This is a genomic window from Metabacillus fastidiosus NBRC 101226 (assembly GCF_001591625.1).
GTDB lineage: Bacteria > Bacillota > Bacilli > Bacillales > Bacillaceae > Metabacillus > Metabacillus fastidiosus.
The window spans coordinates 48003-74347 of the sequence record NZ_BCVG01000005.1 but is presented as its reverse complement, the minus strand read 5'-3'; the positions used below and the strand labels follow the sequence as shown (position 1 = coordinate 74347).

The 26345-nt window shown below is 37.3% G+C and carries 23 protein-coding genes; all 23 read right to left on the bottom strand.

Annotation, left to right across the window (positions count from 1 at the left end; genetic code table 11):
• Positions 1–195: 195 nt before the first annotated feature.
• On the bottom strand, positions 196–4506 hold the full coding sequence (locus BFA01S_RS02685) for a PolC-type DNA polymerase III (protein ID WP_066225466.1): 4311 nt from the start codon (positions 4504–4506) through the stop codon (positions 196–198).
• 127 nt (positions 4507–4633) lie between these two features.
• Complete coding sequence (locus BFA01S_RS02680; protein WP_066225465.1) at positions 4634–6337, bottom strand: proline--tRNA ligase; 1704 nt, start codon at positions 6335–6337, stop codon at positions 4634–4636.
• A 22-nt stretch (positions 6338–6359) separates the two neighbouring features.
• Positions 6360–7622 (bottom strand): RIP metalloprotease RseP, encoded by a 1263-nt coding sequence (rseP, locus tag BFA01S_RS02675; RefSeq protein WP_066225463.1) that lies wholly within the window; start codon positions 7620–7622, stop codon positions 6360–6362.
• 14 nt (positions 7623–7636) lie between these two features.
• The gene (gene dxr / locus BFA01S_RS02670) at positions 7637–8788 is read right to left on the bottom strand and encodes a 1-deoxy-D-xylulose-5-phosphate reductoisomerase (RefSeq protein WP_066225461.1); all 1152 of its coding nucleotides are present in this window, start codon (positions 8786–8788) and stop codon (positions 7637–7639) included.
• A 17-nt stretch (positions 8789–8805) separates the two neighbouring features.
• Entirely contained in the window at positions 8806–9600 is a 795-nt protein-coding gene (locus BFA01S_RS02665) for a phosphatidate cytidylyltransferase (RefSeq protein ID WP_066225457.1), read from the bottom strand.
• A gap of 17 nt (positions 9601–9617) precedes the next feature.
• Positions 9618–10397, bottom strand: coding sequence for an undecaprenyl pyrophosphate synthase (gene uppS, locus BFA01S_RS02660; RefSeq protein ID WP_066225455.1), 780 nt, complete (start codon positions 10395–10397; stop codon positions 9618–9620).
• A gap of 128 nt (positions 10398–10525) precedes the next feature.
• Positions 10526–11083, bottom strand: a complete 558-nt coding sequence (gene frr / locus BFA01S_RS02655; protein ID WP_066225453.1) for a ribosome recycling factor — start codon at positions 11081–11083, stop codon at positions 10526–10528.
• A 2-nt stretch (positions 11084–11085) separates the two neighbouring features.
• Complete coding sequence (gene pyrH / locus BFA01S_RS02650; RefSeq protein WP_066225452.1) at positions 11086–11808, bottom strand: UMP kinase; 723 nt, start codon at positions 11806–11808, stop codon at positions 11086–11088.
• Positions 11809–11945: 137 nt separating this feature from the next.
• On the bottom strand, positions 11946–12827 hold the full coding sequence (gene tsf / locus BFA01S_RS02645) for a translation elongation factor Ts (RefSeq protein ID WP_066225450.1): 882 nt from the start codon (positions 12825–12827) through the stop codon (positions 11946–11948).
• A 107-nt stretch (positions 12828–12934) separates the two neighbouring features.
• Positions 12935–13651 (bottom strand): 30S ribosomal protein S2, encoded by a 717-nt coding sequence (gene rpsB, locus BFA01S_RS02640; protein ID WP_066225448.1) that lies wholly within the window; start codon positions 13649–13651, stop codon positions 12935–12937.
• 165 nt (positions 13652–13816) lie between these two features.
• Positions 13817–14332: a hypothetical protein gene (locus BFA01S_RS02635; protein ID WP_066225446.1), complete on the bottom strand. Its 516-nt coding sequence runs from the start codon at positions 14330–14332 to the stop codon at positions 13817–13819.
• Between the two features lie 168 nt (positions 14333–14500).
• Positions 14501–15268 carry a FliA/WhiG family RNA polymerase sigma factor gene (locus tag BFA01S_RS02630; RefSeq protein WP_066225444.1) on the bottom strand — a complete coding sequence of 256 codons (768 nt, stop codon included), beginning with the start codon at positions 15266–15268 and terminating at the stop codon, positions 14501–14503.
• Positions 15269–15309: 41 nt separating this feature from the next.
• Complete coding sequence (locus tag BFA01S_RS02625) at positions 15310–15807, bottom strand: chemotaxis protein CheD (RefSeq protein ID WP_066225443.1); 498 nt, start codon at positions 15805–15807, stop codon at positions 15310–15312.
• Positions 15800–16438, bottom strand: coding sequence for a chemotaxis protein CheC (locus BFA01S_RS02620; RefSeq protein WP_066225442.1), 639 nt, complete (start codon positions 16436–16438; stop codon positions 15800–15802). Before BFA01S_RS02620 ends, BFA01S_RS02625 begins: the two co-directional genes overlap by 8 nt.
• A 37-nt stretch (positions 16439–16475) precedes the next feature.
• Entirely contained in the window at positions 16476–16928 is a 453-nt protein-coding gene (locus tag BFA01S_RS02615) for a chemotaxis protein CheW (RefSeq protein ID WP_066225440.1), read from the bottom strand.
• Positions 16929–16944: 16 nt separating this feature from the next.
• A complete protein-coding gene (locus BFA01S_RS02610; RefSeq protein ID WP_066225438.1) occupies positions 16945–18966 on the bottom strand; it encodes a chemotaxis protein CheA in 2022 nt (673 codons plus the stop codon).
• 90 nt (positions 18967–19056) lie between these two features.
• Complete coding sequence (locus BFA01S_RS02605; protein WP_066225437.1) at positions 19057–20145, bottom strand: protein-glutamate methylesterase/protein-glutamine glutaminase; 1089 nt, start codon at positions 20143–20145, stop codon at positions 19057–19059.
• 5 nt (positions 20146–20150) lie between these two features.
• Positions 20151–21032, bottom strand: a complete 882-nt coding sequence (locus tag BFA01S_RS02600) for a MinD/ParA family protein (RefSeq protein ID WP_066225435.1) — start codon at positions 21030–21032, stop codon at positions 20151–20153.
• Between the two features lie 3 nt (positions 21033–21035).
• Positions 21036–22160, bottom strand: coding sequence for a flagellar biosynthesis GTPase FlhF (gene flhF, locus BFA01S_RS02595; protein WP_066225434.1), 1125 nt, complete (start codon positions 22158–22160; stop codon positions 21036–21038).
• Positions 22160–24196: a flagellar biosynthesis protein FlhA gene (flhA, locus tag BFA01S_RS02590; protein WP_066225432.1), complete on the bottom strand. Its 2037-nt coding sequence runs from the start codon at positions 24194–24196 to the stop codon at positions 22160–22162. Before flhA ends, flhF begins: the two co-directional genes overlap by 1 nt.
• A 12-nt stretch (positions 24197–24208) precedes the next feature.
• Complete coding sequence (gene flhB, locus BFA01S_RS02585; protein ID WP_066225430.1) at positions 24209–25291, bottom strand: flagellar biosynthesis protein FlhB; 1083 nt, start codon at positions 25289–25291, stop codon at positions 24209–24211.
• Between the two features lie 3 nt (positions 25292–25294).
• Positions 25295–26068, bottom strand: coding sequence for a flagellar biosynthetic protein FliR (fliR, locus tag BFA01S_RS02580; RefSeq protein WP_066225429.1), 774 nt, complete (start codon positions 26066–26068; stop codon positions 25295–25297).
• A 2-nt stretch (positions 26069–26070) separates the two neighbouring features.
• Positions 26071–26340 (bottom strand): flagellar biosynthesis protein FliQ, encoded by a 270-nt coding sequence (gene fliQ, locus BFA01S_RS02575; protein WP_066225427.1) that lies wholly within the window; start codon positions 26338–26340, stop codon positions 26071–26073.
• Positions 26341–26345: the final 5 nt, after the last annotated feature.

Here is a 26345-nt window from a genome sequence, read left to right as displayed (position 1 = left end):
CCCACTCTTTTCCTCTGCTTATCGTCAGTGTTTTCATTAGAAGCATAACATAACCGGCTAGTTTATGCAAACTTATCTCCTCATTCAATTAAGAGATATTTATGTGTAAAAGATTAAAAATACCGATTATTCAACATCTCTATAACAAAAAAGGACAACTCGTTAAAAGTTGTCCTCTTGTGTAACTCGTATTTTTTAGAAAAATGACAGCTGATTTTGATCTGGCAGATCTTCTAAACATCCTTGATTATCAAGGTATTCGATTACTGTTTTTGATACTTTACCACGCTTCTGCAAGTCCTCTTTTGATAAAAACTCTCCATCTTCTCTCGCTTTTACAATATTAAAGGCAGCATTCGTTCCAAGTCCCGGAATAGAATTAAACGGCGGAATTAATGTATTTCCATCAATAATAAATTCATTGGCACTTGAACGATATAAATCAACCTTTTGGAAGAAGAACCCTCTTGCACACATTTCCAAACAAATTTCCATAACAGTTAAAAGGTTTTTCTCTTTCGTTGATGCTTCCAGTCCTTTTTGATTAATTTCATCAATTTTTGCTTTTATGGCATTCGAGCCTGCAACCATCGCATCAACATCAAAATCATCTGCACGCACTGTGAAGTACGCAGCATAGTATAAAAGCGGATGATGTACTTTGAAATAAGCAATTCTTACTGCCATTAAAACATATGCAGCAGCATGCGCCTTCGGGAACATATATTTTATTTTAAGACATGATTCGATATACCATTTCGGTACACCTTTATCATTCATTTCCGCTTCCATTTCTTCTGTAAGGCCCTTTCCTTTACGAACAGATTCCATAATTTTAAAGGCAAATGACGGGTCTAATCCCTGATAAATTAAATAAACCATAATATCGTCACGACACCCGATTACTTCACTTAATGTACATGTTTTATTATGAATCAGCTCCTGTGCATTACCTAACCATACGTCTGTTCCGTGGGAAAGCCCCGAAATTTGAACGAGCTCAGAAAATGTTGTCGGCTTCGTATCTTCTAACATTTGGCGGACGAATCTCGTTCCAAATTCAGGAATACCGAGCGTTCCGGTTTTACACATAATTTCCTCTTGTGTTACACCGAGTGTTTCTGTTCCACTAAAAATTTTCATTACTTCAGGATCATCAGTCGGAATTGTTTTTGGATCGATTCCGCTCAAATCTTGCAGCATACGAATAACAGTCGGATCATCGTGTCCGAGTATATCAAGTTTTAATAAATTATCATGGATCGAATGGAAGTCAAAATGAGTCGTTTTCCATTCAGAATCTGTCGCATCGGCAGGGAACTGAATCGGTGAGAAATCATAAATATCCATATAATCAGGAACAACAATAATTCCACCGGGATGCTGTCCAGTCGTTCTTTTTACACCAGTACAACCTTGAACAAGCCTATCAACTTCAGCACCGCGAATAATTAAATTATTATCATTTGCATAGCCCTTTACATAACCGTAAGCCGTCTTTTCAGCAACCGTACCGATCGTTCCGGCACGATACACATATTCCTCACCAAATAGGATTTTCGTATAGTTATGTGCATGCGGCTGATATTCTCCGGAGAAATTGAGATCGATATCCGGAACTTTATCTCCTTTAAAGCCAAGGAATGTTTCAAACGGAATATCATGGCCGTCTTTATTATATTTCTCGCCACATTCTGTGCAGTCTTTATTCGGTAAATCGAATCCTGAACCGACAGAACCATCGTTGAAAAATTCAGAATGCTGGCAATTAGGACACACATAATGCGGCGGAAGCGGATTTACTTCTGTAATATCGGTCATCGTTGCAACTAATGAAGAACCGACAGAACCACGTGAACCTACTAAGTAGCCGTCATCCAATGATTTTTTTACCAGCTTATGAGAAATTAAATAAATAACAGCAAAACCATGGCCGATAATACTTTTTAATTCTTTCTCAAGTCTCGCTTCCACAATCTCCGGCAATTGTTCTCCGTAGATGTTTCTTGCACGGTTATAGCTCATTTCCCGAATTTCTTCCTCAGCACCTTCAATTTTCGGTGTATAAAGATCGTCCTTAATCGGTTTTACTTCGCCGATCATGTCAGCAATCATATTTGTATTCGTTACGACGATTTCCTTCGCCTTCTCTTCCCCTAAAAATGAGAAGCAGTCAAGCATTTCATCTGTCGTTCTGAAATGAACTTTCGGCAGTTCATATCGGTTTAAAGGATTTGCCCCGCCTTGTGAACGAACGAGAATCTTTCTGTAAATATAGTCTTCAGGATTTAAATAATGTGCATTTCCTGTAGCGACGACAGGCTTTTCCAGTTTTTCACCAAGTTTAATAATATTATTAATAATTTCTTTTAATGCATCGACGTTTTTAATATAGTCAAGCTCGATTAAATGTTTATACACATCAAGCGGCTGGACTTCAAAATAATCATAGAATGCTGCAATATCTTCGACTTCTTCAGGAGATTTTTGCATCATTCCTTCAAATACTTCCCCTTTGTCACAGGCAGAGCCGATTAAAATCCCTTCTCTGAATTTCTTCAGCTGTGAACGCGGGATACGTGGAACTCTGTAAAAATAGTTTAGATGGGAAAGGGAGACAAGCTTAAATAAGTTTTTAAGTCCAACATCGTTTTGAGCAATTAATATCGCATGATACGGTCTTGATCTTTGATATGCATTACCGCTTCCCATATTATCATTCAATTCATCATGAAACTCGATCCCTTTTTCAGCAGCATCCTTTAGCATTTTAATTAATAAATATCCGGTTGCTTCCGCATCATATATCGCACGGTGATGCTGAGTCAGTTCAATATCGAATCTTTTACATAATGTGTTTAAACGGTGATTTTTTAATTCTGGATATAAAAATCGTCCCAATTCCAATGTATCGATAACAGGATTTTCCGCTTTTCCTGTTTTCAGCAAATTTTTATAACCGACATTTAAAAATCCCATATCAAAGCTTGCATTATGTGCAACTAATACATCATTTCCGATCCACTCTTTAAATTTTTGCAGGACAGCATCGACATTGGGTGCATCTCTTACCATGTCATCTGTTATCCCCGTTAATTCAATCGTTTTCGCTGAAAGTGGGTGATGCGGATTTGCGAATGATTCAAAACGATCGATAATTTCTCCGCCGCGAACCTTCACCGCCGCAAGCTCAATAATCGTATCGTAAACAGCAGATAAACCGGTCGTTTCTACGTCAAAGACGACATATGTCGCTTCTACTAAATTTCTATGGTCTTCATTATAGGCAATCGGCACACCATCATCTACTAAGTTCGCTTCAATACCGTAAATGATTTTTACTCCGTTCTTTTTCCCCGCCGAATATGCTTCAGGGAAAGACTGCGCGACAGCGTGATCGGTAAGAGCGATTGCTTTATGGCCCCATTTTTTCGCCTGTTCAACATATTTGCTTATCGAAGTGACTGCATCCATTTGGCTCATTGGCGAATGAAGATGAAGCTCTACACGTTTTTCATCTTCAGGTGCTTTATCTTCGCGCCCTTTTGCTTTTACCTCATTTATATCATTTGCGATCATGACGAGATCACGAACGAATGTATCGTTTTGAACGCTTCCTCTCACTTTTAGCCACATACCTTTTTTTACTGCTGCAAGAAGGGCAGCATCTTCCTTATCACGGGCAAACATCTTAACGATAATGGAACTCGTATAGTCCGTAATTTTAAAGGTTAAAAGTGTTCTCCCGCTTCTGAGCTCTTTTGCTTCTGCATCAAATACATATCCTTGAACAACGGCTCTTCTTTCTTCATCTTCTATCGAAGCGAGCGTACGGATTTCTTCGTCTCCTTTAATCGTATAACCGATCGTAAGCGGGCCTGTAACTTGGATCTGATCACTTTCCTTCTCGCGTTTTTCCATTTCTGTCATAGCGAGAATGACTCTTTCTTTATCTTCCTGCTCTTTTTGCTGTTGGAATTTCTGAATTTCTTCTTCAGAAATATTTACTTCCGTGTCAAGCTGCAGGAGCGGAAAGCCAAACTGCTGGTAGCTTTCCTGAATCATCGGTGCATACTTTTTCTTAATAGAAGCAGCTTCTGTATCATTTCTCGTTTTTATAAGAAGTTTCACACCTCGAACTTGTGGGCGCTGCTCATGTAATAAAGATAAAATCGGCGGTGCAATTCCATCTAATTCTTCAATACATATCGACCAGTAATCTTGCACTAATTTCTCATCAAATACGTGATCCGATACTTCAATCGAAAAGGTAACATTAGCAATATGGGAAAATGCCTGCTTTAATCTCATCGTAAATAATTGCAATACTTCATATGGAAGAATTTTTTCAAATTGAAATTGAAAATGCCATTTCTTCTCTTTCTTATGAACGATAAGCTTTGCGATTGACCCATTGCGAAAATAATCAACGACTTCATTTTCCGTCAGATTAATTTGCTGGAGCAGAAGTTGAAACTTTTCAAGCTTCATATTTGCAATACTCATTTCCCCTCTCCTTTCTTCAAAAAAAGGGCCGGACTCTCTAAGATGATTTTTCTCTAAGAGAAGTCAGACCCTATCATAGGCAACCTCATTTTGTCTAATTAATCATACCATGAAATGAGCTGCTTTTTCACTTAACAAACATTTCTGAAAGCTTTGTCTGAAGTTCTGCAACAGCAATTTCAAAGCTCTCGCCTGTTTTTCTAACTTTCACTTCAACAATACCTTCAGCAGCTTTTTTACCAACTGTAATGCGGACTGGTAAACCAATTAAATCCGAATCAGCAAATTTCACACCGGCACGTTCCTCACGATCGTCGAGCAGAACTTCATAACCAGCCTCTTTCAACTGTTCATAAAGCTCCGTACCTAATGTTTTTTGCTCTTCATTTTTCACATTAACAGGGATGACATGTACTTGGAATGGCGATACTTGCTCTGGCCAAACGATACCATTTTCATCATGATGCTGCTCGATAATGGCAGAAACTGCTCTTGAAACACCGATGCCGTAACAGCCCATAATCATTGGTTGTGAGCGGCCGTTCTCATCAAGGAATGTTGCACCCATTGCTTCTGAATATCTCGTTCCAAGCTTAAAGACATGTCCAACTTCAATACCCCGCGCAAACTTAATGATTCCTTCTCCATCCGGTGAAAGATCGCCTTCTTCAATAAAGCGAATATCAGCATACTGAGAAATTTTTACGTCCCGGTCCATATTTACATTTACATAGTGAATATTTTCTTCATTCGCCCCGCAAACACCATTTACAATTGCCGCAACTGCATTATCTGCAATTACTTCTACCTTTTCAGAAACATGGACAGGACCAATAAATCCCGGTACGCATCCGATTATTTCTTCTGTTTCCTCATGTGTTGCAAGCTCTGCTGATGAAGCCTCCAATAAATTCTTCACTTTAATATCATTTACTTCGTGATCGCCACGAACAAGGATAAGTTTAAATTCATCATCAACTTTAAATAAAAGTGATTTAATACATTTTTCCTTGTCTGTTTTTAAGAAACCGGAAACTTCTTCAATCGTTTTCTGATTTGGAGTTTCGACTTTTCTAAGTTCAGCTAAAGGCTCATTACTTTTCTCATATTGATTAACAACTGGCGCCATTTCAATATTTGCTGCATATTGTGACGTATCTGAGTATGCGATTGTGTCTTCGCCAATATCAGATAATACCATAAATTCATGTGTATCTTTCCCACCCATTGCTCCTGAGTCTGCAATAACAGCACGGAAGTTTAACCCACAGCGTGTAAAGATATTTTGATATGCTGTAAAAAGTTTATCATATACTTCATCAAGGCTTTCCTTTGTTGCATGAAAAGAATACGCATCTTTCATAATAAACTCTCTTCCACGCAGCACACCGAAGCGAGGTCTTTTTTCGTCACGGTATTTTGTTTGGATTTGATATAAAGTTAAAGGCAGACGTTTATATGATTTTATTTCATCACGAACCAGGCTCGTAATCATCTCTTCATGTGTTGCTCCTAAAGCAAATTCACGGCCATGGCGGTCGTTCATACGCATTAACTCAGGTCCATATGAATACCAGCGGCTCGACTCCTGCCAAAGTTCCGCAGGCTGAAGGGCTGGCATTAGAAGTTCAACCGCACCTGCTTTTTCAAGTTCTTCTCTAATAATTTTCTCGATTTTTTCTAACACTTTTTTAGCAAGCGGCAAATAGCTGTAAACACCGCTTGCATTTTGTCTAATAAAACCGGCTCTAAGCATGAGCTGGTGGCTTTTCACTTCCGCATCAGATGGAACTTCTCTAAGAGTCGGAATAAATGCTATACTTTGTTTCATTTTTAGCGCACCTCAATTTTCCTCACAAAAATAGTCTTTGAATATCGTTCCATGTAACGACAAGCATTAAAAGCATTAATAATGCAAAGCCGATTAAGTGGACGAGTCCTTCTTTATGACGGTCAATTGGTTTTCCTCTTAAAGCTTCAATAAGGAAAAATAGTAATCTTCCGCCGTCAAGAGCTGGAATTGGCAATAAATTCACAATCCCTAAGTTAATGCTTAAAAGTGCTGCCCAGCGCAATAAATTAATCGTTCCTGATTCAGCAACTTTATCTGTTATATCGTAAATACCGACAGGACCTGAAAGTGCATCAATTGAAAACTGGCCTGTAATAAGTTTACCGAAATTAACTAAAATCTCTTTTGACCATACAAATGTTTCGACAAATCCGTATTTAATGGAGCCGAAAAATGATTTATCAACAGGGCTGTATGCCCCCAGTCTGCCGAATGTTTCCCCGTCTTCTTTTACTGCAGCAGGTACAACCGTTGTTTCAAATGTCTTGTCTCCGCGCGTAACGACAAATGTCAGTTCCTTTTCAGGATTTGCACGAATAATGCTAACAACATCACTCCATGTACTCGTTTCTTGCCCACTGATGGACTGGATATAGTCCCCTTCTACTAATCCCGCTTTTGTTGCAGCACTGTCGGTCGTTAACTCTCCAAGTCTTGATTCATTAACTGGAGCACCTTGAATAAAACCTAAAGCGATTAAAAGGAAAAATGCTAAAATGAAGTTCATCGCAGGACCTGCAATAATTGCAGCTGCCCTTTGACCTAATGTTTTTGAAGCAAATTGGCGATTATACGGCGCAATTTGCAGTTCTTGTCCGTCTGAAACGAAATAAGACTCCTCACTTACTTCAAACCTTTGTAATGATTCCTCTTCTTCCCCATGAACAAAACCTGTGATTACCATTTCATGCTCTAAGTCAGCATGTTCCACTTCAATAATTTTAGCCTGTGGATATTTTTCTTTATTATTTAAAATAATTTTCTCCACTTTATTTTCACGATTAAAAAGAAGGCCGATATTAAAACCCGGCTTTACTTCCACTACTTCCGGATCTTCTCCTGCCATACGAACGAATCCGCCGATCGGCAAAAGTCTGATCGTATAAACTGTCTCATCCTTTTTAAAAGACAAAAGTTTCGGTCCAAAACCGATTGCAAATTCACGGCATAAAATACCTGCTCTTTTCGCCAAAACAAGATGACCTAGTTCATGGAAAAAAACAAGCGAACCGAAAATCAAAATAAACGCTATTACCGTGTTCATAAGTATGACCACCTTTAAGAAATTAAGTTTTTAACAAACTGGCGCGTTTCGATATCTACCTCTTGAATAACTTCCAGACTTGGATGTGGCAAAACATCATGTCTTGAAAGTGATTTTTCAATCAATTCCTCAATTTGCAAAAATGTTATTTGATTTGCTAAAAAGGCTTCCACACAAACTTCATTTGCCGCATTAAGAACAGTCGGCATCGTTCCACCAATTTTTCCTGCATCATATGCATATTTTAACGCACGATAACGGTTAAAATCCACTTTTGCAAAATGTAATTGGCCGATTTCCCATAATTTTAACTGCTTTGTGTTCGTTAAAGGAAGCCTGTTCGGATATGTTAATGCATATTGAATAGGCACACGCATATCTGGAGTTCCAAGCTGTGCGATCACACTCGTATCCTGAAATTCAACTAAAGAATGTATAATACTTTCCTTATGTAATAATACATCAATTTTTTCATAAGGTATATCAAAAAGCCAATGTGCCTCAATTACTTCAAAGCCTTTATTCATCATCGTCGCTGAATCAATCGTAATTTTAGCTCCCATTGACCAGTTCGGGTGGCTTAACGCTTCTTCAATAGTTACCCCGTCGAGCTCATCTCTTCTTTTATCCCTGAAGCTTCCTCCAGATGCGGTTAAAATCAGTCTCTCAATTGTTTTTGGGTTTTCTCCTTGCAGACATTGAAAGATCGCTGAATGTTCGCTGTCTACCGGCAGAAGCGGAACGTTGTAGCGCCTTGCATGTTCTGTTAAAAGATGACCAGCAGTAACGAGCGGTTCTTTGTTCGCTATTGCCACTTTTTTTCCCGCTTCAATCGCTTTTAGTGTTGGTACTAATCCAACATTTCCAACGAGCGCATTGACGACGATTTCCACTTCTTCCAGCATAGCCGCTTCCATTAAAGCTTCTTCTCCGTAAGAAAATGTAATGCCTTCATTTAAAAATTCAAGTTTCAACTGTTCACAAGTTTTTTTCTCTTTAACAGCGACGAATTTCGGTTTAAATTGCTGAATAATTTTCCGTCCATACTCTATATTGCTGCCAAAGGAAATCGCAATGAGTTCAAATCGCTCACGGTAGCTGTTTATAACATCCAACGTTTGCTCACCAATTGAACCCGTCGCTCCTAATAAGCTTATTTTCTTCACTAAGACACCCTCAATCACTACTTAAATAATAAAAGCAATAAATGTAAGATCGGCAAGACGAATAAAAGACTGTCAAAACGATCTAAAATACCGCCATGGCCTGGTAAAATTGTACCTGAATCTTTAATTTGATAATGACGCTTTAAAGCTGACTCAACTAAATCACCAATTTGTCCAAAAGCCGATAATAAAGCAGTAATAATTGTCATTTCAATAAAAGTCATTGGCAAATCTGTAAATATGCGATATATCCATGCAAAAACAATGGCACAAATAATCCCGCCAATAGCCCCTTCTACCGTTTTATTCGGACTGATTTCGGGCCAAAGCTTTCTCTTACCCAAAGAGCGTCCGACAAAGTAGGCACCAGAGTCCGTTACCCATATTAAAAATAATGCATAAAAGATGTATTCTATCCCTTCTGTTCTCGTCTCAATTAAATAATAAAAACCGACACCGATGTACATTGTAGAAAGAATAGAAAAACCGACATCATCAAAAGTAAATTTATTCTTAGTCACGACTGTATATGTTAAAAATAACAAAAGACTTAAAAGAGCAATTTCCACTTTTGATAAATTTAAATCACCTAACATTGTCATATATTTACTCGGTATTAGTAGAATTGTTAATAATAACAAACTAATAAAACCTGGAACAGATAATAAATGAATTTTCTTCATTCTTAATAATTCCTTAAGAGCAATGACACCTAATACGTAAACGAAGATCGTAAACGGTAAATTTCCATACATAACGAAAGGAAGAAATACAGCTGCTGCTACGACTCCTGTTATGATTCTTTGCTTCATTCTCTTTTCATCACCTTCTATACGCCGCCAAATCTGCGTCCTCTTTGTTGATAAGCTTTTAAAGCTTCCAGCATATGATTTTCATTAAAATCAGGCCAGAGTACTTCTGTAAACCAAAACTCTGTATAAGCAAGCTGCCAAAGCATAAAATTGCTTAATCTAATTTCACCACTCGTCCTAATGAGCAAGTCCGGGTCTTTTAATGCTCCTGTCATCAAATAGCTGGAAAAAGTGGTCTCATCAATTTCATCTTCCTCCATCTTGCCGCTTTTGACATCAGCAGCAATATGCTGGACAGCCTGAATAATTTCTGAGCGACTTCCATAATTTAGTGCAAAATTCAAAATTAATCCATCATTGTTTTCCGTATCTTTAACCGCTTGTTCAATTGCCCCAAGTGTATGGCGCGGAAGCCTCTCCTTTTCGCCAATAATTCGAACTTGAACATTTTCTTCGATTAATTCCGGTAAATAAGTCATTAAAAATTCTTGCGGAAGTTTCATTAAATAATCAACTTCTGTTTTTGGCCGCTTCCAATTTTCAGTAGAAAATGCATAAAGAGTTAATGCACCAATTCCTAATTCATTGGCAAGCTTTGTAATTTTCCTTACGACTTTCATACCTTCATGATGGCCAGCAATTCGCGGCAGTGCACGCTTTTTTGCCCAGCGTCCATTACCATCCATAATGATTGCAACATGATAAGGTATTTCACCTTTTTTAATTTCTTCCTTTAAATCTTTCCTGTCTATGGAAGGTGTATTTTTACCATTCCATCTCTTTAATAGATTGAGCATGAGATTCCTCCATCACCCGATAATTCATCATCTCTATATACTGCTCAGTTGTTAACAGTATTAACAAAAAAACCCCCTGTAAACGATAGAGGGTCTTTCATACATTATCTATTGTACATATTTTTTTATTAAACTTCCATGATTTCTTTTTCTTTATCTTTCGTAAGGCTGTCCACATTCTCGATGAACTTATCTGTTAACTTTTGAATATCATCCGTTAAACCTCTTAATTCATCCTCTGTAATGTCGCCATTTTTCTCTAATTTCTTCAAATCATCATTGCCGTCACGACGAACGTTACGTACAGCAATTTTTGCTTCTTCACCGTATTTTTTTACTAACTTCACAAGCTCTTTTCTTCTTTCTTCTGTAAGTGCAGGAACAGAAAGACGAATAATTGAACCGTCACTCGTTGGTGTTAAGCCTAAATCTGATTTTAAAATAGCTTTTTCAATATCACCGATAATCGTTTTATCATAAGGTTGGATCACAAGAAGACGTGCTTCTGGAGTGCTAATAGAAGCCATTTGGTTAACAGGTGTCGGTGCACCGTAATAGTCAACAGTAATTTTATCTAATAAAGATGCGCTTGCGCGGCCTGCTCTGACAGTAGCAAGTTCACGGCCATATGCAGCAACTGCTTTCTCCATTTTTTCTTTCGTTGTGCTAATAACTTGATTACTCATAATTATTTTCCCCTCACAATCGTTCCGATATTTTCTCCTAAAACAGCTCTTTTAATATTGCCTTCTTCCATAATAGAGAAAACAATTAATGGAATATCATTATCCATACATAATGAAGATGCTGTTGAATCCATCACTTCCAGACCCTCTTTAATAACATCTAAATAAGATAAATGATCATACTTAGTTGCATTTTCATCTTTTCTCGGATCTGCGTTATAAACACCGTCAACATTGTTTTTCGCCATTAAAATGACGTCAGCTTCAATTTCAGCCGCTCTAAGTGCTGCTGTCGTATCTGTTGAGAAGTAAGGGTTACCAGTACCAGCAGCAAAAATAACGACTCTTTTCTTCTCTAAGTGGCGAATTGCTTTTCTTCTTATGTAGGGCTCTGCAACCTGTCTCATTTCAATGGATGTCTGTACTCTTGTTTGAATGCCTAATGTTTCTAAACTGTCTTGCAAAGCGAGAGAGTTCATAACGGTTGCAAGCATTCCCATATAGTCAGCAGTCGCTCGGTCCATTCCCATCTCACTGCCGATTTTACCTCTCCAAATATTTCCGCCGCCAACAACAACGGCAACTTCAACATCCAGTTCAGCAATTTCTTTCACTTGTTTTGCAACAGATTGGATCACTGTCGGGTTAATTCCAAATCCGTTATCACCCGCAAGTGCCTCACCACTTAATTTTAGTACAATTCGATTATATTTTGGAATGCTCATCATAACCTCCTATTTATTCATCATCTCCACTGGTGCAAGAAAGCCAATGAAGTTTCTTTCATTGCTTCTCAAAAAGAGGGAACACGACGAAAGTGTTCCCTTTTCTATTGAATAAGTTAAATTTAATTAAATGCTAATTATTTTTTCACTTGGTTCATTACTTCTTCAGCGAAGTTATCTTGACGTTTCTCGATACCTTCTCCAACTTCGTAACGAATAAATGTTTTTACAATTCCGCCTTTTGATTCAACGAATTGTTTCACTTTTAAATCAGGGTTTTTAACGAAGCTTTGATCATTTAAGCAAATGTCTTCAAAGTATTTGCTTAAACGGCCTTCTACCATTTTCGCTACGATGTTTTCTGGTTTACCTTCATTTAATGCTTGCTGTGTTAAAATTTCGCGCTCATGATCTGCTTCTTCTTGAGAAACTTCGTCACGTGACACATATTTAGGGTTAACAGCAGCAACGTGCATTGCAACATCTTTAGCAGCTTCTGCGTCTGTTGTACCTTCTAATAGTGTAAGAACACCGATACGTCCGCCCATATGTAAATATGCACCAAATGCATCGTTATCAGTTTTTGTTAAGATTGTGAAACGGCGTAAAGAAATTTTCTCACCGATTTTTGCGATAGCAGCATTGATGTATTCTTCAACAGTTACACCAGCTTCGATTTCCTGTGCTAATGCTTCTTCTAAGTTAGCAGGTTTTTTCGCTAAAAGATGTGAAGCTAAGCCTTCTGTTAATTCTTTGAATCCTTCATTTTTTGCAACGAAGTCTGTTTCAGAATTTACTTCTAAAACAACTGCTTCATTACCTTCTACTTTTGCTACAGTTGAACCTTCAGCAGCGATGCGGTCTGCTTTTTTAGCAGCTTTAGCAATCCCTTTTTCGCGAAGGAAGTCGATCGCTTTATCCATATCACCATTTGTTTCTGTTAACGCCTTTTTACAATCCATCATTCCAGCGCCTGTTTTTTCACGTAATTCTTTTACCATTTGTGCAGTAACTGCCATTACGATATTCCTCCTTTAATCATTTCATATATGATTATGTAAATTTTAAAATCACTTTTTAAAAAAGGTGATAAAAGGCAGCTCCCTCTTATCACCTTTCACTCTTCTTAAGCAGTAGTTGTTTCAGTAGCAGCTGTTTCTTCCCCTTGTTTTGCTTCTAAAATTGCATCAGCAATTTTACCAGTAAGAAGTTTAACAGCACGGATTGCGTCATCATTTGCAGGGATAACGTGATCAATTTCGTCTGGATCACAGTTTGTATCAACAATACCAACGATTGGAATGTTTAATTTACGAGCTTCTGCAACAGCAATACGCTCTTTGCGTGGGTCGATAATGAATAAAGCATCTGGAAGTTGCTTCATATCTTTAATTCCACCTAAGAATTTTTCAAGACGTTCTAATTCTTTTTTAAGTTGAACAACTTCTTTTTTAGGTAGAACTTCAAAAGTTCCATCTTCTTGCATTTTTTCAATGTCTTTTAGACGTTTAATACGTTTTTGGATTGTTTCAAAGTTCGTTAATGTACCACCTAACCAGCGTTGGTTTACATAGTACATACCTGAACGTTCTGCTTCTTCTTTAACAGATTCTTGTGCTTGTTTTTTCGTACCAACGAATAGTACTGTACCGCCTTCAGCAGCAAGACCTTTAGTGAAGTTATAAGCTTCTTCCACTTTCTTCACTGTTTTTTGAAGATCGATAATGTAGATACCGTTACGCTCTGTGAAAATGTAACGTTTCATTTTTGGGTTCCAACGGCGTGTTTGGTGACCGAAGTGAACACCAGCTTCAAGCAATTGTTTCATAGAAATTACTGACATGTTTGTTTCCTCCTAATGGTTTTTTCTCCTCCGCTCATATCATCTTCAAACATCACTGTCATGTGAAAAAATTCAAACAGCACCAATGCTTAAATCTATGAACGTGTGTATTAACACCGAAAATTAATATAACATAATAAAAACCGACAATCAAGTTACAAATGACTACTTTTGCTTAAATTTCAATAGAAGTTCAATTTCTGTTTTGCCTTTTTTAAACTTTTTCGCAATTTGTTCAACAGTATGTCCATTTTCATAAAGTTCAATCACTTCTGCTTCAAAAGAAAGGGGAACGATTTTCTTTTCTAAAGCAGCTGAATCTTTACTAATTTCGAGCCTATCATTTTGTATGATTAACTGCTGTAAATGAGGTGGCAGTTCATCCTCTGTAAGCTCTGCCTCCGCCGCGCTTTCATGCTTCCGTTCATTTATTGCTTCTCGTATCGGTTCAGATCGTTTAACAAAAGCTTCTTTCCCATTTTTTAATTCCTTAATGAGCTTTTCATTTTCCTCTTTAATTTCAATTAAATATGTTGAAAGTGCCTGTTCGGTCTCTTCGAACAGCCGCTCTTGATTAGAAGCAATTTCTTTCATCGAACTGTATTTAGTCGAAAGTAAAATTAGAAAATAAAACGTAATGACATGTAAAATTAAACTTAAAACTAATAGAATCGGTGTCATATACTACCTCTCTTTTTTCACCTTCATTTATCCCGCTCTTTAATAGGCAGGCAAGACTCCCATCTAAAAGGGAAAGATAATAGACAGAAGTTCCTCTTTATAACTATGAGTGCTGGAACTCTTAATGGAAAAGATACTTATCTTTACATAAGCCAATCTCCGTTTAAATTAATGAACAATATTTTCAAGGATTTTTCTCAACCTGAATAAAGCCCTTGAATGGATTTGAGATATACGCGATGTTGATAAGCCCATCACTTGTCCAATCTCCGTAAGTGTCAATTCCTCTTTATAAAATAAACTGATAACTAGTTGTTCCTTTTCATTTAATTCTGTAATAACATCTGTAAGCTGCCCGATTAATTCATCTTTAAGAATTCTTTCTTCCGGAGTCTCCTGCTTTTCATCCTTAATAATGATGCCAATATTATCACCGTCTTCATGATCATGCAAATAATCATCAATCGATAATATATTTGCAAAAAACCCTTCATTTACAACATTTACAACCTCATCTTCAGGGATACCCAGCTCTTTGGCTACTTCAGTTGAAGATACATTACGCAAATATTTCTGCTCTAATTTTTCAATGGCTACTTCTACTTTTTTCGCCTTTTCTCTTGAACTGCGGGGAAGCCAGTCTTCTTTTCGCAATCCATCGATAATCGCTCCTCTTACCCGAAATGAAGCGTACGTATCAAATTTCAAATCACGATTAGGATCAAATTTTTTCAAAGCATCGTATAAACCAAACATCCCTAAGCTAATGAGATCGTCCTTGCTGACTGTTTTGGGCAATCCTACAGCAATCCGTTGAACATGGTATGTGACAAGCGGCATATAACGTTTAATAAGGATATCGCCTGCTTCTTTATCTCTTGATGTTGTCCACTTTTTCCAAACCGATTGTTCTTCTGTTGAAATTGTATTTTCCATAAGAAGTCCCCCTAAAGCATGTTTTTCTCCAAAAGCGATCGTTAAATTTTCCTGACTCCTTCATTAACAGTCCGAATAACAAGATCACAAGTGACTGGATCAAACTCAATTGTTCGACCGTTATTTCCCCCTACATCCTCACTGATTAGCGGGATACTTAAAACCTTCAATTGTTTTTTTATTGCGTCTACATTACGCGGTCCTATTCGCATCATTTCATTTTGGGAATGGAAGTGAAACATTTGCGCTCCCCCAGCCATTTTTGCCCGTAAAGAACGCTGTTTTCCTCCAATCGTAATAATTGATTTTACTAAATCGCTCACAGCTGTATCCGCATACTTTGATCTATTAATGTCCCCGCCTTTTACAATGGTCGAATCTGGCAGCATAATATGTGCAAGTCCTGCCACTTCACTGTATTTATCAAAAATAATGAGACCAACACACGAACCGAGCCCTGATGTTCTAATACATTTTGGTGCTTTTACTGCTTTTAATTCAGCTATTCCTACTTTTATAACATCTCTCTGTTCAATCATTGGCATTGACCCCTAAAGCTTTAAATAAAACTGAAAAACTATCCGGGTCAGGTAATAAAAAGAAATGCCCTTTAACAGTCGTATCCGGCTCATCTTCCTCAATGATTGCTGTATCAATAATAATGCAATAATCACTTACTTTTGAAAGCTCAATTAATCCGTAGCTGATAACCGCACCAAACATATCAATAGACATAGAAGGGACTGATGGATATAGATTTAAATTTGTGAGATCAGATAAGGAGGAAAGATAAGATCCTGTTAAAATATTTCCCAGTTCTAGAAAAGCGGAAAACCCCAACTCCTGATTATCTAAATCCGCCAAGGAATACTGACGGTCACCAATTAACTGCTGAATAAATCTCTCTGCCTGTTTCACATCTAAAACGAAGAATAATGAACCAGGCACGTCCCCTTCAATCCTTAAAAAAACACTTGCAATTACGACATCGGGACCGCCTATCCATTCTGTTAACTCAGTAAATGAGGCAAGTTTTACATTCGGCACAGTCATATCAATTTTTTTATTTAAAAGCTTTGATAAAGCAGTAGCCGAATGTCCCGCTCCTATGTTCCCAACTTCGCGTAAAACATCTAAATGTACATGTGAAATTTTTTGTAAGAAATCCATTGTTTTACCCCTGTGTGTTATTTAGTGAACAACTGCTTTAAACACTTACCTCTTCCGGATTTAATACAGTTTCTAGATCAATCATCATAATAAGTCTTCTTCCTACTTTTGCGACACCTTTTATATACTCTGCCTCAATCGTATCAACAACTTCCGGCGGCGGTTCAATAAGATCTCTTTCAATATCAATAACATCGTTTGCAGAGTCAACGATAAGTCCAACATCAATGTCTTTTACGGAAACGATAATAATTCTTGTACTCTCTGTATACTCTACTTCTTCAATCTGAAATCTTTTTCTAAGTTCAACGATCGGTGTAACGACACCTCTCATATTAACAACACCTTTAATAAATGGCGCTGTTTTAGGTACACGTGTAATGTGCTCGATTTTTTCAATGGAACGAACAAGGTGTACTGGAATTCCATATTCCTCATCCTTCAATTGAAAAACAATAACCTTTACATCTGTTGTAGTTATATCGCTCATTATGAATACACTCCCTTTACTTAATTAATGAATTACAATCAACAATTAAAGCAACTTGTCCATCACCAAGAATAGTCGCACCAGAAATAGCAAATACTGTATTTAGATAGTTTCCTAGCGATTTAAGGACAATCTCTTGTTGACCGATAAAGGAGTCAACGACTAAAGCTGCCATTTTATCGCCTTTTCGGACGATGACGATGGAGATCAGCTCTTCAACTTCAGCAGCTGTCGGTACTTCAAAAATTTCCTTTAAGAAAACTAATGGAACAATTTTACCTCTAAAATCAATAACCTTTTGATTATGAGCATGTAATATATCAACTTTCTTTATGACTGCTGTTTCAATAATAGATGATAATGGAATTGCAAATTTCTCTTTCTCTAATTCTACTAATAAAACCGAAATAATCGATAATGTTAATGGTAGTTGGATAGAGAATAATGATCCTTTTCCTTCTTTTGCATCAATTGTAATCGTTCCTCCGAGCGATTCAATCGTGCTTTTTACAACATCAAGACCTACTCCGCGTCCTGAAACGTCAGAAATTGTTTCTGCTGTTGAAAATCCGGAAGCTAAAATCAGCTCGTACACTTGTTTATCTGTAAGTAATGGTGCAGATTGTTCAGTTACAATGCCCCGGTCGATTGCCTTTTGCAATACTTTTTGACGGTTTATTCCAGCACCATCATCTTCAATTTCAATAAATACATGATTTCCGCTATGGTATGCTTTTAAAACGACATTTCCTTCTTCAGGCTTTCCTTTTTCAAGACGTTTCTCCGGCAGCTCAATCCCATGGTCAATCGCATTTCTAAGAAGATGGACGAGAGGATCACCAATTTCATCAATAACTGTACGGTCTAATTCCGTTTCCGCTCCGATAATTTCTAAATTAATTTTTTTATTTAAATCTTTCGCTAATTGACGGATCATTCTTGGGAAACGGTTAAACACTGTTTCAACAGGCACCATTCGCATATTAAGAATAATGTTTTGAAGATCACCCGAAATACGTGTCATTCTTTCTACAGTATCATCAAGCTCGCTGTTATTTAGCTCTTTTGAAATCTGCTCTAATCTTCCTCTGTCAATGACAAGCTCTTCAAACAGATTCATTAAAATATCGAGACGCTCAATATTTACACGGATTGTTTTTGAGCTATTTGCAGAAGATTGCTTCGCAGCTTTTCGGACCGTTTTTTCTTTCTCCTGCGGTTTTTCCTCCACCTCGACTGTAGCCGCAGCTTCTTGGAAATGTTCTTTTTTCTTCAATGTATCTAAATTAATCTCGTTTACATCAACAAGCTCCACTTCTGACACTTTCATAATACGGTTTTCAATATCACTTGCACTTTCCTTTGTTATGAACGTGACATAGAACTGTGAATCGAATTTTTCCTCCTCTAATAACTCAACAGAAGGAACAGCTTTAATAACTTCGCCCACTTGTTCTAAAATTTCAAATACCATGAAAACACGTGCTGCTTTTAATAAGCAATTATCATTTAAAATAACTTTCACTTCATAGCAGTTATACCCTTTTTCCTTTGATTGCTGCATAACTGTATGCTCGAAATCATCATATTGCTGTTCAGATTGGCTGGAAGCAGGTGCCTTTTCATCATTGCTTTTCGCTTCTTCCGCACCGAATGCTTCCCCTTTTTCGATTTTTTTCAATTGTTCCACAACTGTAGAAACATCTCTTTTTCCGTCTCCTCCGCCAGCAATTGAAAAAACCATTTCTTCCAAATCATCAACAGCAGCAAAAACAACATCTAAAATGGATGGTGAAACAGTAAGTTTCTCGTTTCGGATCGCATCTAAAACATTTTCCATCTGATGTGTTAAATTTGCTAAATCTTCGTACCCCATCGTCGCGCTCATACCTTTTAATGTATGTGCAGAACGAAAAATATCATTTACAATAGAAAGATCTGCGGGGTTTTTCTCAAGATCTAATAGTTTTTCATTACATGCTTGAAGATGCTCTTTACTTTCTTCAATAAATATTTCCAAGTACTGGTTCACTTCCATACCGTATCCCCCCAAATTAACTAAATGAATCTCTGTAACCATCTGTTATTGTCTATTGATTACTTTGTTTCATCTAAAATAAGTCCTTCATTATCTCTGTAAAAATTTCAGCACAGTTTTTGTAATATTTTCTAAATTTTCAACTGTATCAACTAAATTCGTTCGAACGGCTGCTTTTGGCATTCCAAATACGACGGAAGTCTCTTCTGATTCGGCAATAACCTTTACATTTCCAGCAGTTTTAATTTCAGTCAGTCCTTTTGCCCCATCAGATCCCATTCCAGTCATAACGACAGCAATCTTTTTATAATCTGACAGTTCACTTACTGATTCGAACATCACATCAACAGACGGGCGATGCCCATTTCTTAACGGAGATTGATCAAGTTTAATAGCAAGTGTCATACCGACTTTCACTACTTTTAAATGAAAACCGCCCGGTGCTATATAAGCGACACCGTTTTTGACGATTTCCCCATCCTCTGCCTCTTTCACATGAATATTTGACAGTGTATCAAGCCTTGTTGCAAGTGATTTTGTAAATCCTGCCGGCATATGCTGGACGATAAAAATCGGTGCATTTAAATCACTCGGAAAATCTGGTATTACTTGCTGCAAGGCACGAGGTCCGCCAGTTGAAGTTCCAATACATATAAAAGCCTTCTGTTTACTCGTATCCCCGGTCTGTACTATAGGTCTTTTCTCACGTACTACATCTATTTTACTATAAGTTGACAATTTTTTTATAGTCTTTTTTATTTGTTCATTATTTCCGAGATTAGCCCTCTTTGCTGCCCTTACTTTTTTCTTTATTTCTTCCTTTACTTTATAAAGGTCAAGCGAGATCGCTCCTGATGGCTTTGTAATAAAGTCAAACGCTCCAAGCTGCAGCGAATGGATCGTATTCTCTGCCCCTTCTTTCGTCGTACTTGATAACATAATGACAGGACGAGGAAATCTCTGCATAATTTCTTTTAATGCTTCAATTCCGTTCATTATAGGCATTTCAACATCCATCGTAACGACAGATGGGTCAAATTGCTCAATTTTCTTTATTGCATCAAAACCGTTACGAGCAGTTCCTATAACTTCAAACTCTTCCTCTTCCGAAAGAAAGTCACAAATTAACTTCCTCATAAAAGCTGAGTCATCGACAACGAGCACAGTTATTTTATCCATTCGCTTTACCTGCCTTTCATGAAAATCTTCTTAAATTTATTAACGAATGCTTGTGTACTTGATGGAGTGGCAGTTAATTTTATTTTTAAGCGATCTCTTAAAAAGTGATTTGCTAGTTTAACTATTGCTTTACTTCCCGGCGATTTAGGCTGATATAGTAAAAAAGGCACTTGTTCTAAGACAGCATTCGTAATCATCGCATCATCTGGAATCTCACCGAGTAATGGAGCATTTCTTTTTAAAAATTGTCGAATTGTATTCGATAATCGACTGAATGTTAAATTTGTAATCTTCGTACCCGTCGTTCGATTTACTATAATAGAAAAAGGAATTGTTTCATTATTAATACAAATATATTTAATTGCTGCATAAGCATCTGTAATTGCTGTCGGTTCAGGAGTTACGATAACGAAGATTTCATCAACAGAAAGAATAAATTTCAAACTGTCTTCTGTTATCCCTGCTCCCATATCAAAAATAACAAAATCATATTCTGAAAAAACCTTCTCTAATTCGTCGATAAAGAGCTTAAACTTTTGTTCATCAAGTTGAAAAAGAGAAGAAAGACCAGTGCCACCTGAAATATATGCGAGTCCTTCTGGACCAATCGAAATAATTTCATAAAGCGGGATATTTCTTTCAAAGAAATCAACAATTGTATATTTAGAACCGCCGCCTACTAAAATATCAATATTTCCCATACCTATATCAAGATCAAATAGGAGAACACTTTGATTTTGCTGTTTAAGAGCTAAAGCGAAGTTTAAAGAAAAATTGGATTTTCCAACTCCGCCTTTCCCGCTCATAACAGCAATTGAATAGGCATTTTTCTTTTCGTAGCGCTGCTTTAATTTTTTTCTGAGGTGTTCTGCTTGATCATGTGCCATTATTTATAGCTCCAATATTTCATCTAATAGTTGATCTTTGGATGCCGCCTTTATATCATCAGGTACGTTCTGACCGTGTGTTGTATAAGCGATCCCTTTTTTCGTATCCAGCATTAAACTGAGCAGTGAGCCTAGAGAACTCGTTTCATCGAGTTTTGTAATGATAAGCTTATTAATATTAATAATTGAAAACTGTTCGAAAATTTTAAGCATATCAGGCAGTTTTGCTGTTGCTGCCAATACGAGATATGTTTCTATTTCATGATTAAAATCAACAATTTCCTTCAAATCATTAACATACTCAGAATTCAAGAAATTCCTGCCCGCTGTATCTATGAAAATATAATCATATGCTGCTAAATTTGCTTTAGCAGCCCTGAAATCCTCGACTGTATAACATACTTCAATCGGTGCATCTAAAATTTTCGCATATGTTTTGAGCTGGTCAATTGCTGCAATTCTGAACGTATCAGTCGTAATAAATGCGACTGTCTTCTCTTTTTGAAGCATGCACTCAGCAGCAAGCTTTGCTAATGTCGTCGTTTTTCCAACACCTGTTGGACCAACTACATTAATATATTTTTTCCCATAAGTAATCCCACCAAACTCAAGCGGAGATATTTTTTCTAAAAGAAGATCCTTCGCCTTCTGAAGCAGCACTTCTTCCGAACGATTATGTACTGCCTCGTAGTAGTTTACGAGAAGTGAAGATAAAATCTCTCCGCGAAGGGACTGGCTTATATCTTTTTGAATGAATAATTCATTTATCTTTTGTAATCCTTCCGGATAAAATTTGCTCTGCTCTGCCGATGATATCGATTGAACCATCCCTTTTAATTCCTGTAGTTCCTTTGCAACATTCTGATCGATTTCTTTCGGTTTAACCGGCTGTTCTTTTTGTTTCTTTTCAACCTGCACTTTGGAAGGCTCTTTTTTCTTTGATGAAGGTGCTGGTACATCAGGATCAAGCGCGGCAATAACTTCGATCTTTTTTTTCATAAAAAGACCGAGAAAGCCGCCGGTGTGAATCACTTTCGAATTTAAAATAACCGCTTCATTTCCAAGTTCTGACCGAATTCTTTTCATCGCATCTTGCATAGTAGGTGCAATATATTTTTTCATTCTCATTAGACATTCACCACCCCAACACTTTGAACTTCTACATTTGCTTCCAGCTCGTTATAGCTTAATACCGGAAGCTGTGGGAAATACCGTTCTGTTAATTGACGTACATACATTCTAATTGCCGGTGAACATAGTAAAATCGGTGCCTGCCCTTGTAATGAAAGCTGTTCCACTTCATTTGCGACCGCTTCGATAATCATTTGTGACATATCAGGGTCAAGGGAGAGATAATTACCATGCTCTGTTTGCTGAACACCTTCAGCTACTGCTTTTTCGACTTTTCCAGACATGGTTACTACTTTCAATGTTTCTCCTGGCTCAGCAAACTGACTCGTAATCTGCTTTGCTAATGCTTGTCTTACATATTCAGTAAGCACTTCAGGATCTGTCGTCATTTTTCCGAAATCAGCTAATGTTTCAAACACAACAGGCAAGTTTCGTATTGACACTTTTTCTTTTAATAATTTTGCTAAAACCTTTTGTATATCACCAATAGAGAGCGGTGTCGGTGTTACTTCTTCAACAAGAATTGGATACGAATCTCTTAAATGATCAATCAATTGTTTCGTTTCCTGTCTGCCTAATAATTCATGTGCATACTGCTTAATCACTTCTGTAATATGGGTAGAAACAACACTCGGCGGGTCAACAACCGTATAGCCGAACATTTCCGCCTGATCTTTCTTATCTTCTGTAATCCATTTTGCAGGGAGGCCGAAAGATGGTTCAATTGTATTAATACCCTCAATGGAATCCTCTTCTTCAATACCCGGTGCCATTACTAAATAATGATCAAGAAGAATTTCTCCACTCGCCATTTCATTTCCCTTTACTTTAAGACGGTATTCATTCGGCTGCAGCTGAATATTATCTCGAATCCTTACAACAGGAATAACCAAACCGAGCTCAATTGCAAGCTGCCTTCTGATCATCACGATCCGGTCAAGTAAATCTCCACCCTGGTTCGTGTCAGCTAATGGAATAAGCCCGTATCCGAATTCAAATTCGATCGGATCAATATTTAATAAGCCAACAACATTTTCAGGACTTTTCATTTCATCCATTTCTATCTCTTCCTCAAGAACTTCCTCCAGTTCATCCTGCTTTTGCTGTGTTCTTGAAATCATATATCCGCCAAATGCAAGTAAAGCTGCTATCGGTAATGTAAGCAGCAGACCGATCGGTGTAAAAAGACCTAAAAGAAAAATAGTCCCTGCTGCAACGTATAACATTTTTGGAAAAGCGAATAATTGAGATGTAATATCCTGACCAAGATTCCCATCTGACGCCGCACGTGTCACAACGATACCAGTAGCCGTCGAAATTAAAAGCGCTGGTATTTGGCTGACGATTCCGTCCCCGACTGTCAGTGTCGTATAATGGGAGACCGCTTCTGAAAAGCCTAGGCCTTTTTGTACCACTCCTATTATGATTCCAAATAATATATTAATTAGCACCATAATGATTCCGGCGATTGCATCACCTTTTACGAATTTACTCGCACCATCCATTGCACCATAGAAATCCGCCTCTTTCGAAACTTTCTCACGTCTTTCCCGTGCTTGCTCTTCTGAAATCATTCCCGCATTTAAGTCTGCATCAATACTCATTTGCTTACCAGGCATCGCATCTAATGTAAAACGTGCCGCAACTTCTGACACACGTTCAGAACCTTTCGTAATAACGATGAATTGAATAACAATTAAAATAAGGAATACAACAAGTCCAACTAACACATTTCCACCGGTTACGAACGTTCCGAATGTTTCAACTACTCTTCCTGCATCACCTTCTGCTAGAATTGCTCTCGTTGTCGATACGTTTAATGCTAATCTGAATAATGTTAATAATAGTATTAAAGAAGGAAAGATCGAGAATTCCAACGGTTCCTTCATATTCATTGAAGTTAAAATAACAAGTAAGGAAAGAGAAATATTAATAATGATCAAAACGCTAAGCATCCATCCTGGAAAAGGAATAATTAACATAGCGATAATTAAAATAACAGCTATTAAAACAGACAAATCCCTAAACGACATTTTTTTCTCTCCTTACACTTTGTGCTTTAGTCTGTATACGTAAGCAAGTATTTCTGCGACAGCTTTAAAAAACTCTTCGGGAACGACACGACCGATTTCAACCTGATCATAAAGTGCCCGGGCAAGCGGACGATTTTCTACCATAATGACATCGTTTGCTTTCGCAACTTCTCTGATTTTTTGGGCAACAAAGTCCACACCTTTAGCAACAACGATTGGCGCATCCATTTTATCGTCATCATATTTAAGAGCAATTGCAAAGTGAGTCGGATTCGTTATGACAACATCTGCTGTCGGCACATCTTGCATCATACGCCTCATTGCGACTTCACGCTGCTTTTGCTTAATTTTCGATTTTATAAGCGGGTCACCTTCTGTTTTCTTATATTCATCTTTAATGTCTTGCTTTGACATTCGAATATTTTTTTCAAAATCATACTTTTGATATAAATAATCAAGTAATGATAAGAAAAGAAGCGCCGCTGCCGCGAATAAACCCATTTTCAATACGAGTGAGCCGATATATGCAAATGACTGCTCGACAGTTAAATGAGATAAACGCAAAATTTTATCCATATCAAACCATAAAACGGCAAAAGCAACTAATCCGATAAATGAAATTTTAAGCATTGATTTAAGAAATTCTACTAATGCACGAACGGAAAAAATCCGCTTAAATCCTTGAATCGGATTTAATTTTTCCAGCTTCATTTGAATTGCCTCTGGTGCAAAAAGAAAACCAACCTGTAAATAATTCCCGATTATCCCAGCAAGAAGCGCAATAGCCATGATCGGTGCTAAAATGAACACTGTTTCATATGCCAATGTCGTAAAAAGCTTTTGAACACTATTGACGGTCAAATCGAGCAGCATAAAGTCCTGAATTATGCCAGTAAGTAAATTCATAATTCTCTCTCTCATGAACGTACCAATAAAAAGAAAAGATAAAAAAACAGTTAGTAAAGAAACGGCGGTATTCACATCCTGACTTTTTGCTACTTGTCCTTTTTTACGTGATTCCTGCCTTTTTCTCGGTGTCGCTTTCTCTGTTTTTTCCCCTGCAAAAAACTGCAAATCTAGTGTAAGCATGTCCATCTATTACATACCCCCGAGCAACTCTAAAAGACTTCGCATCGTCCGAATCATCATTTCAATTATTTTTTGCATAATTCCAAACAAAGCTCCCATGACGAGAAACAACATAATAAAACTAACGACGATTTTAATCGGTAAACCGACGACGAAAATATTAAACTGTGGAACAGTTCTAGCAACAATACCAAGGGCAATATCGACTAAAAATAAAGAGCCGACAACTGGAATAGCCATTTGAAAAGCAACGATAAACATCGCATTGAAAATTTTAACGACGAATTCAGTCGTACTCTCTTGCCCAAGTCCGAATGAAAGCTCGCCAAGCGGGACGAATTGATAACTGTAATAAATACCGTCAATTAATAGATGATGCGCATTTAAACCAAGCATTAACAATAGAGCAAATGTATATAAAAATTGACCCATTATCGGTGATTGTGCACCTGTTTGCGGATCAATGACGTTTGCCATCGCAAATCCCATTTGAAAATCGATAAATCCTCCGGCAATTTGAATAGCGGACATAATGACATAGGCAATGAAACCTACTAATAATCCTACTAATGCTTCTTTTATAATTAACATAAAATATTGACCGTTAATTTCTAGTACGGGTGCATTAATAGCAAAAAAAGTAATCCAAGCGAGAAAAAAAGAAAGTCCAATTTTCAATATATTTGGCATCGTTCTATAAGAAAATAATGGTAGTGTTACGAAAAAAGAAGCGATTCTTACAAAAATGAGCAAAAAGGCAGGGAAATTTTCAAATATAGCCATCTTTATCCTATAAAACGATCTAAATTTCCGAAAATATCTTTAGCATAGGATAGAAGTGTTGATAACATCCATGGACCGAAAAAGATTAAGCCGACTAAAACAGCGATTATTTTCGGAACAAATGCTAAAGTTTGCTCTTGAATTTGCGTGGTCGCCTGGAAAATACTTACCGCAAGACCGACGACTAATGCTAGTAATAATAACGGCCCACAAATGATTAATATGGTATAAACTGCTTTTTCTGCCAAAGAAATAATGAACTCTGAACTCATTTTTT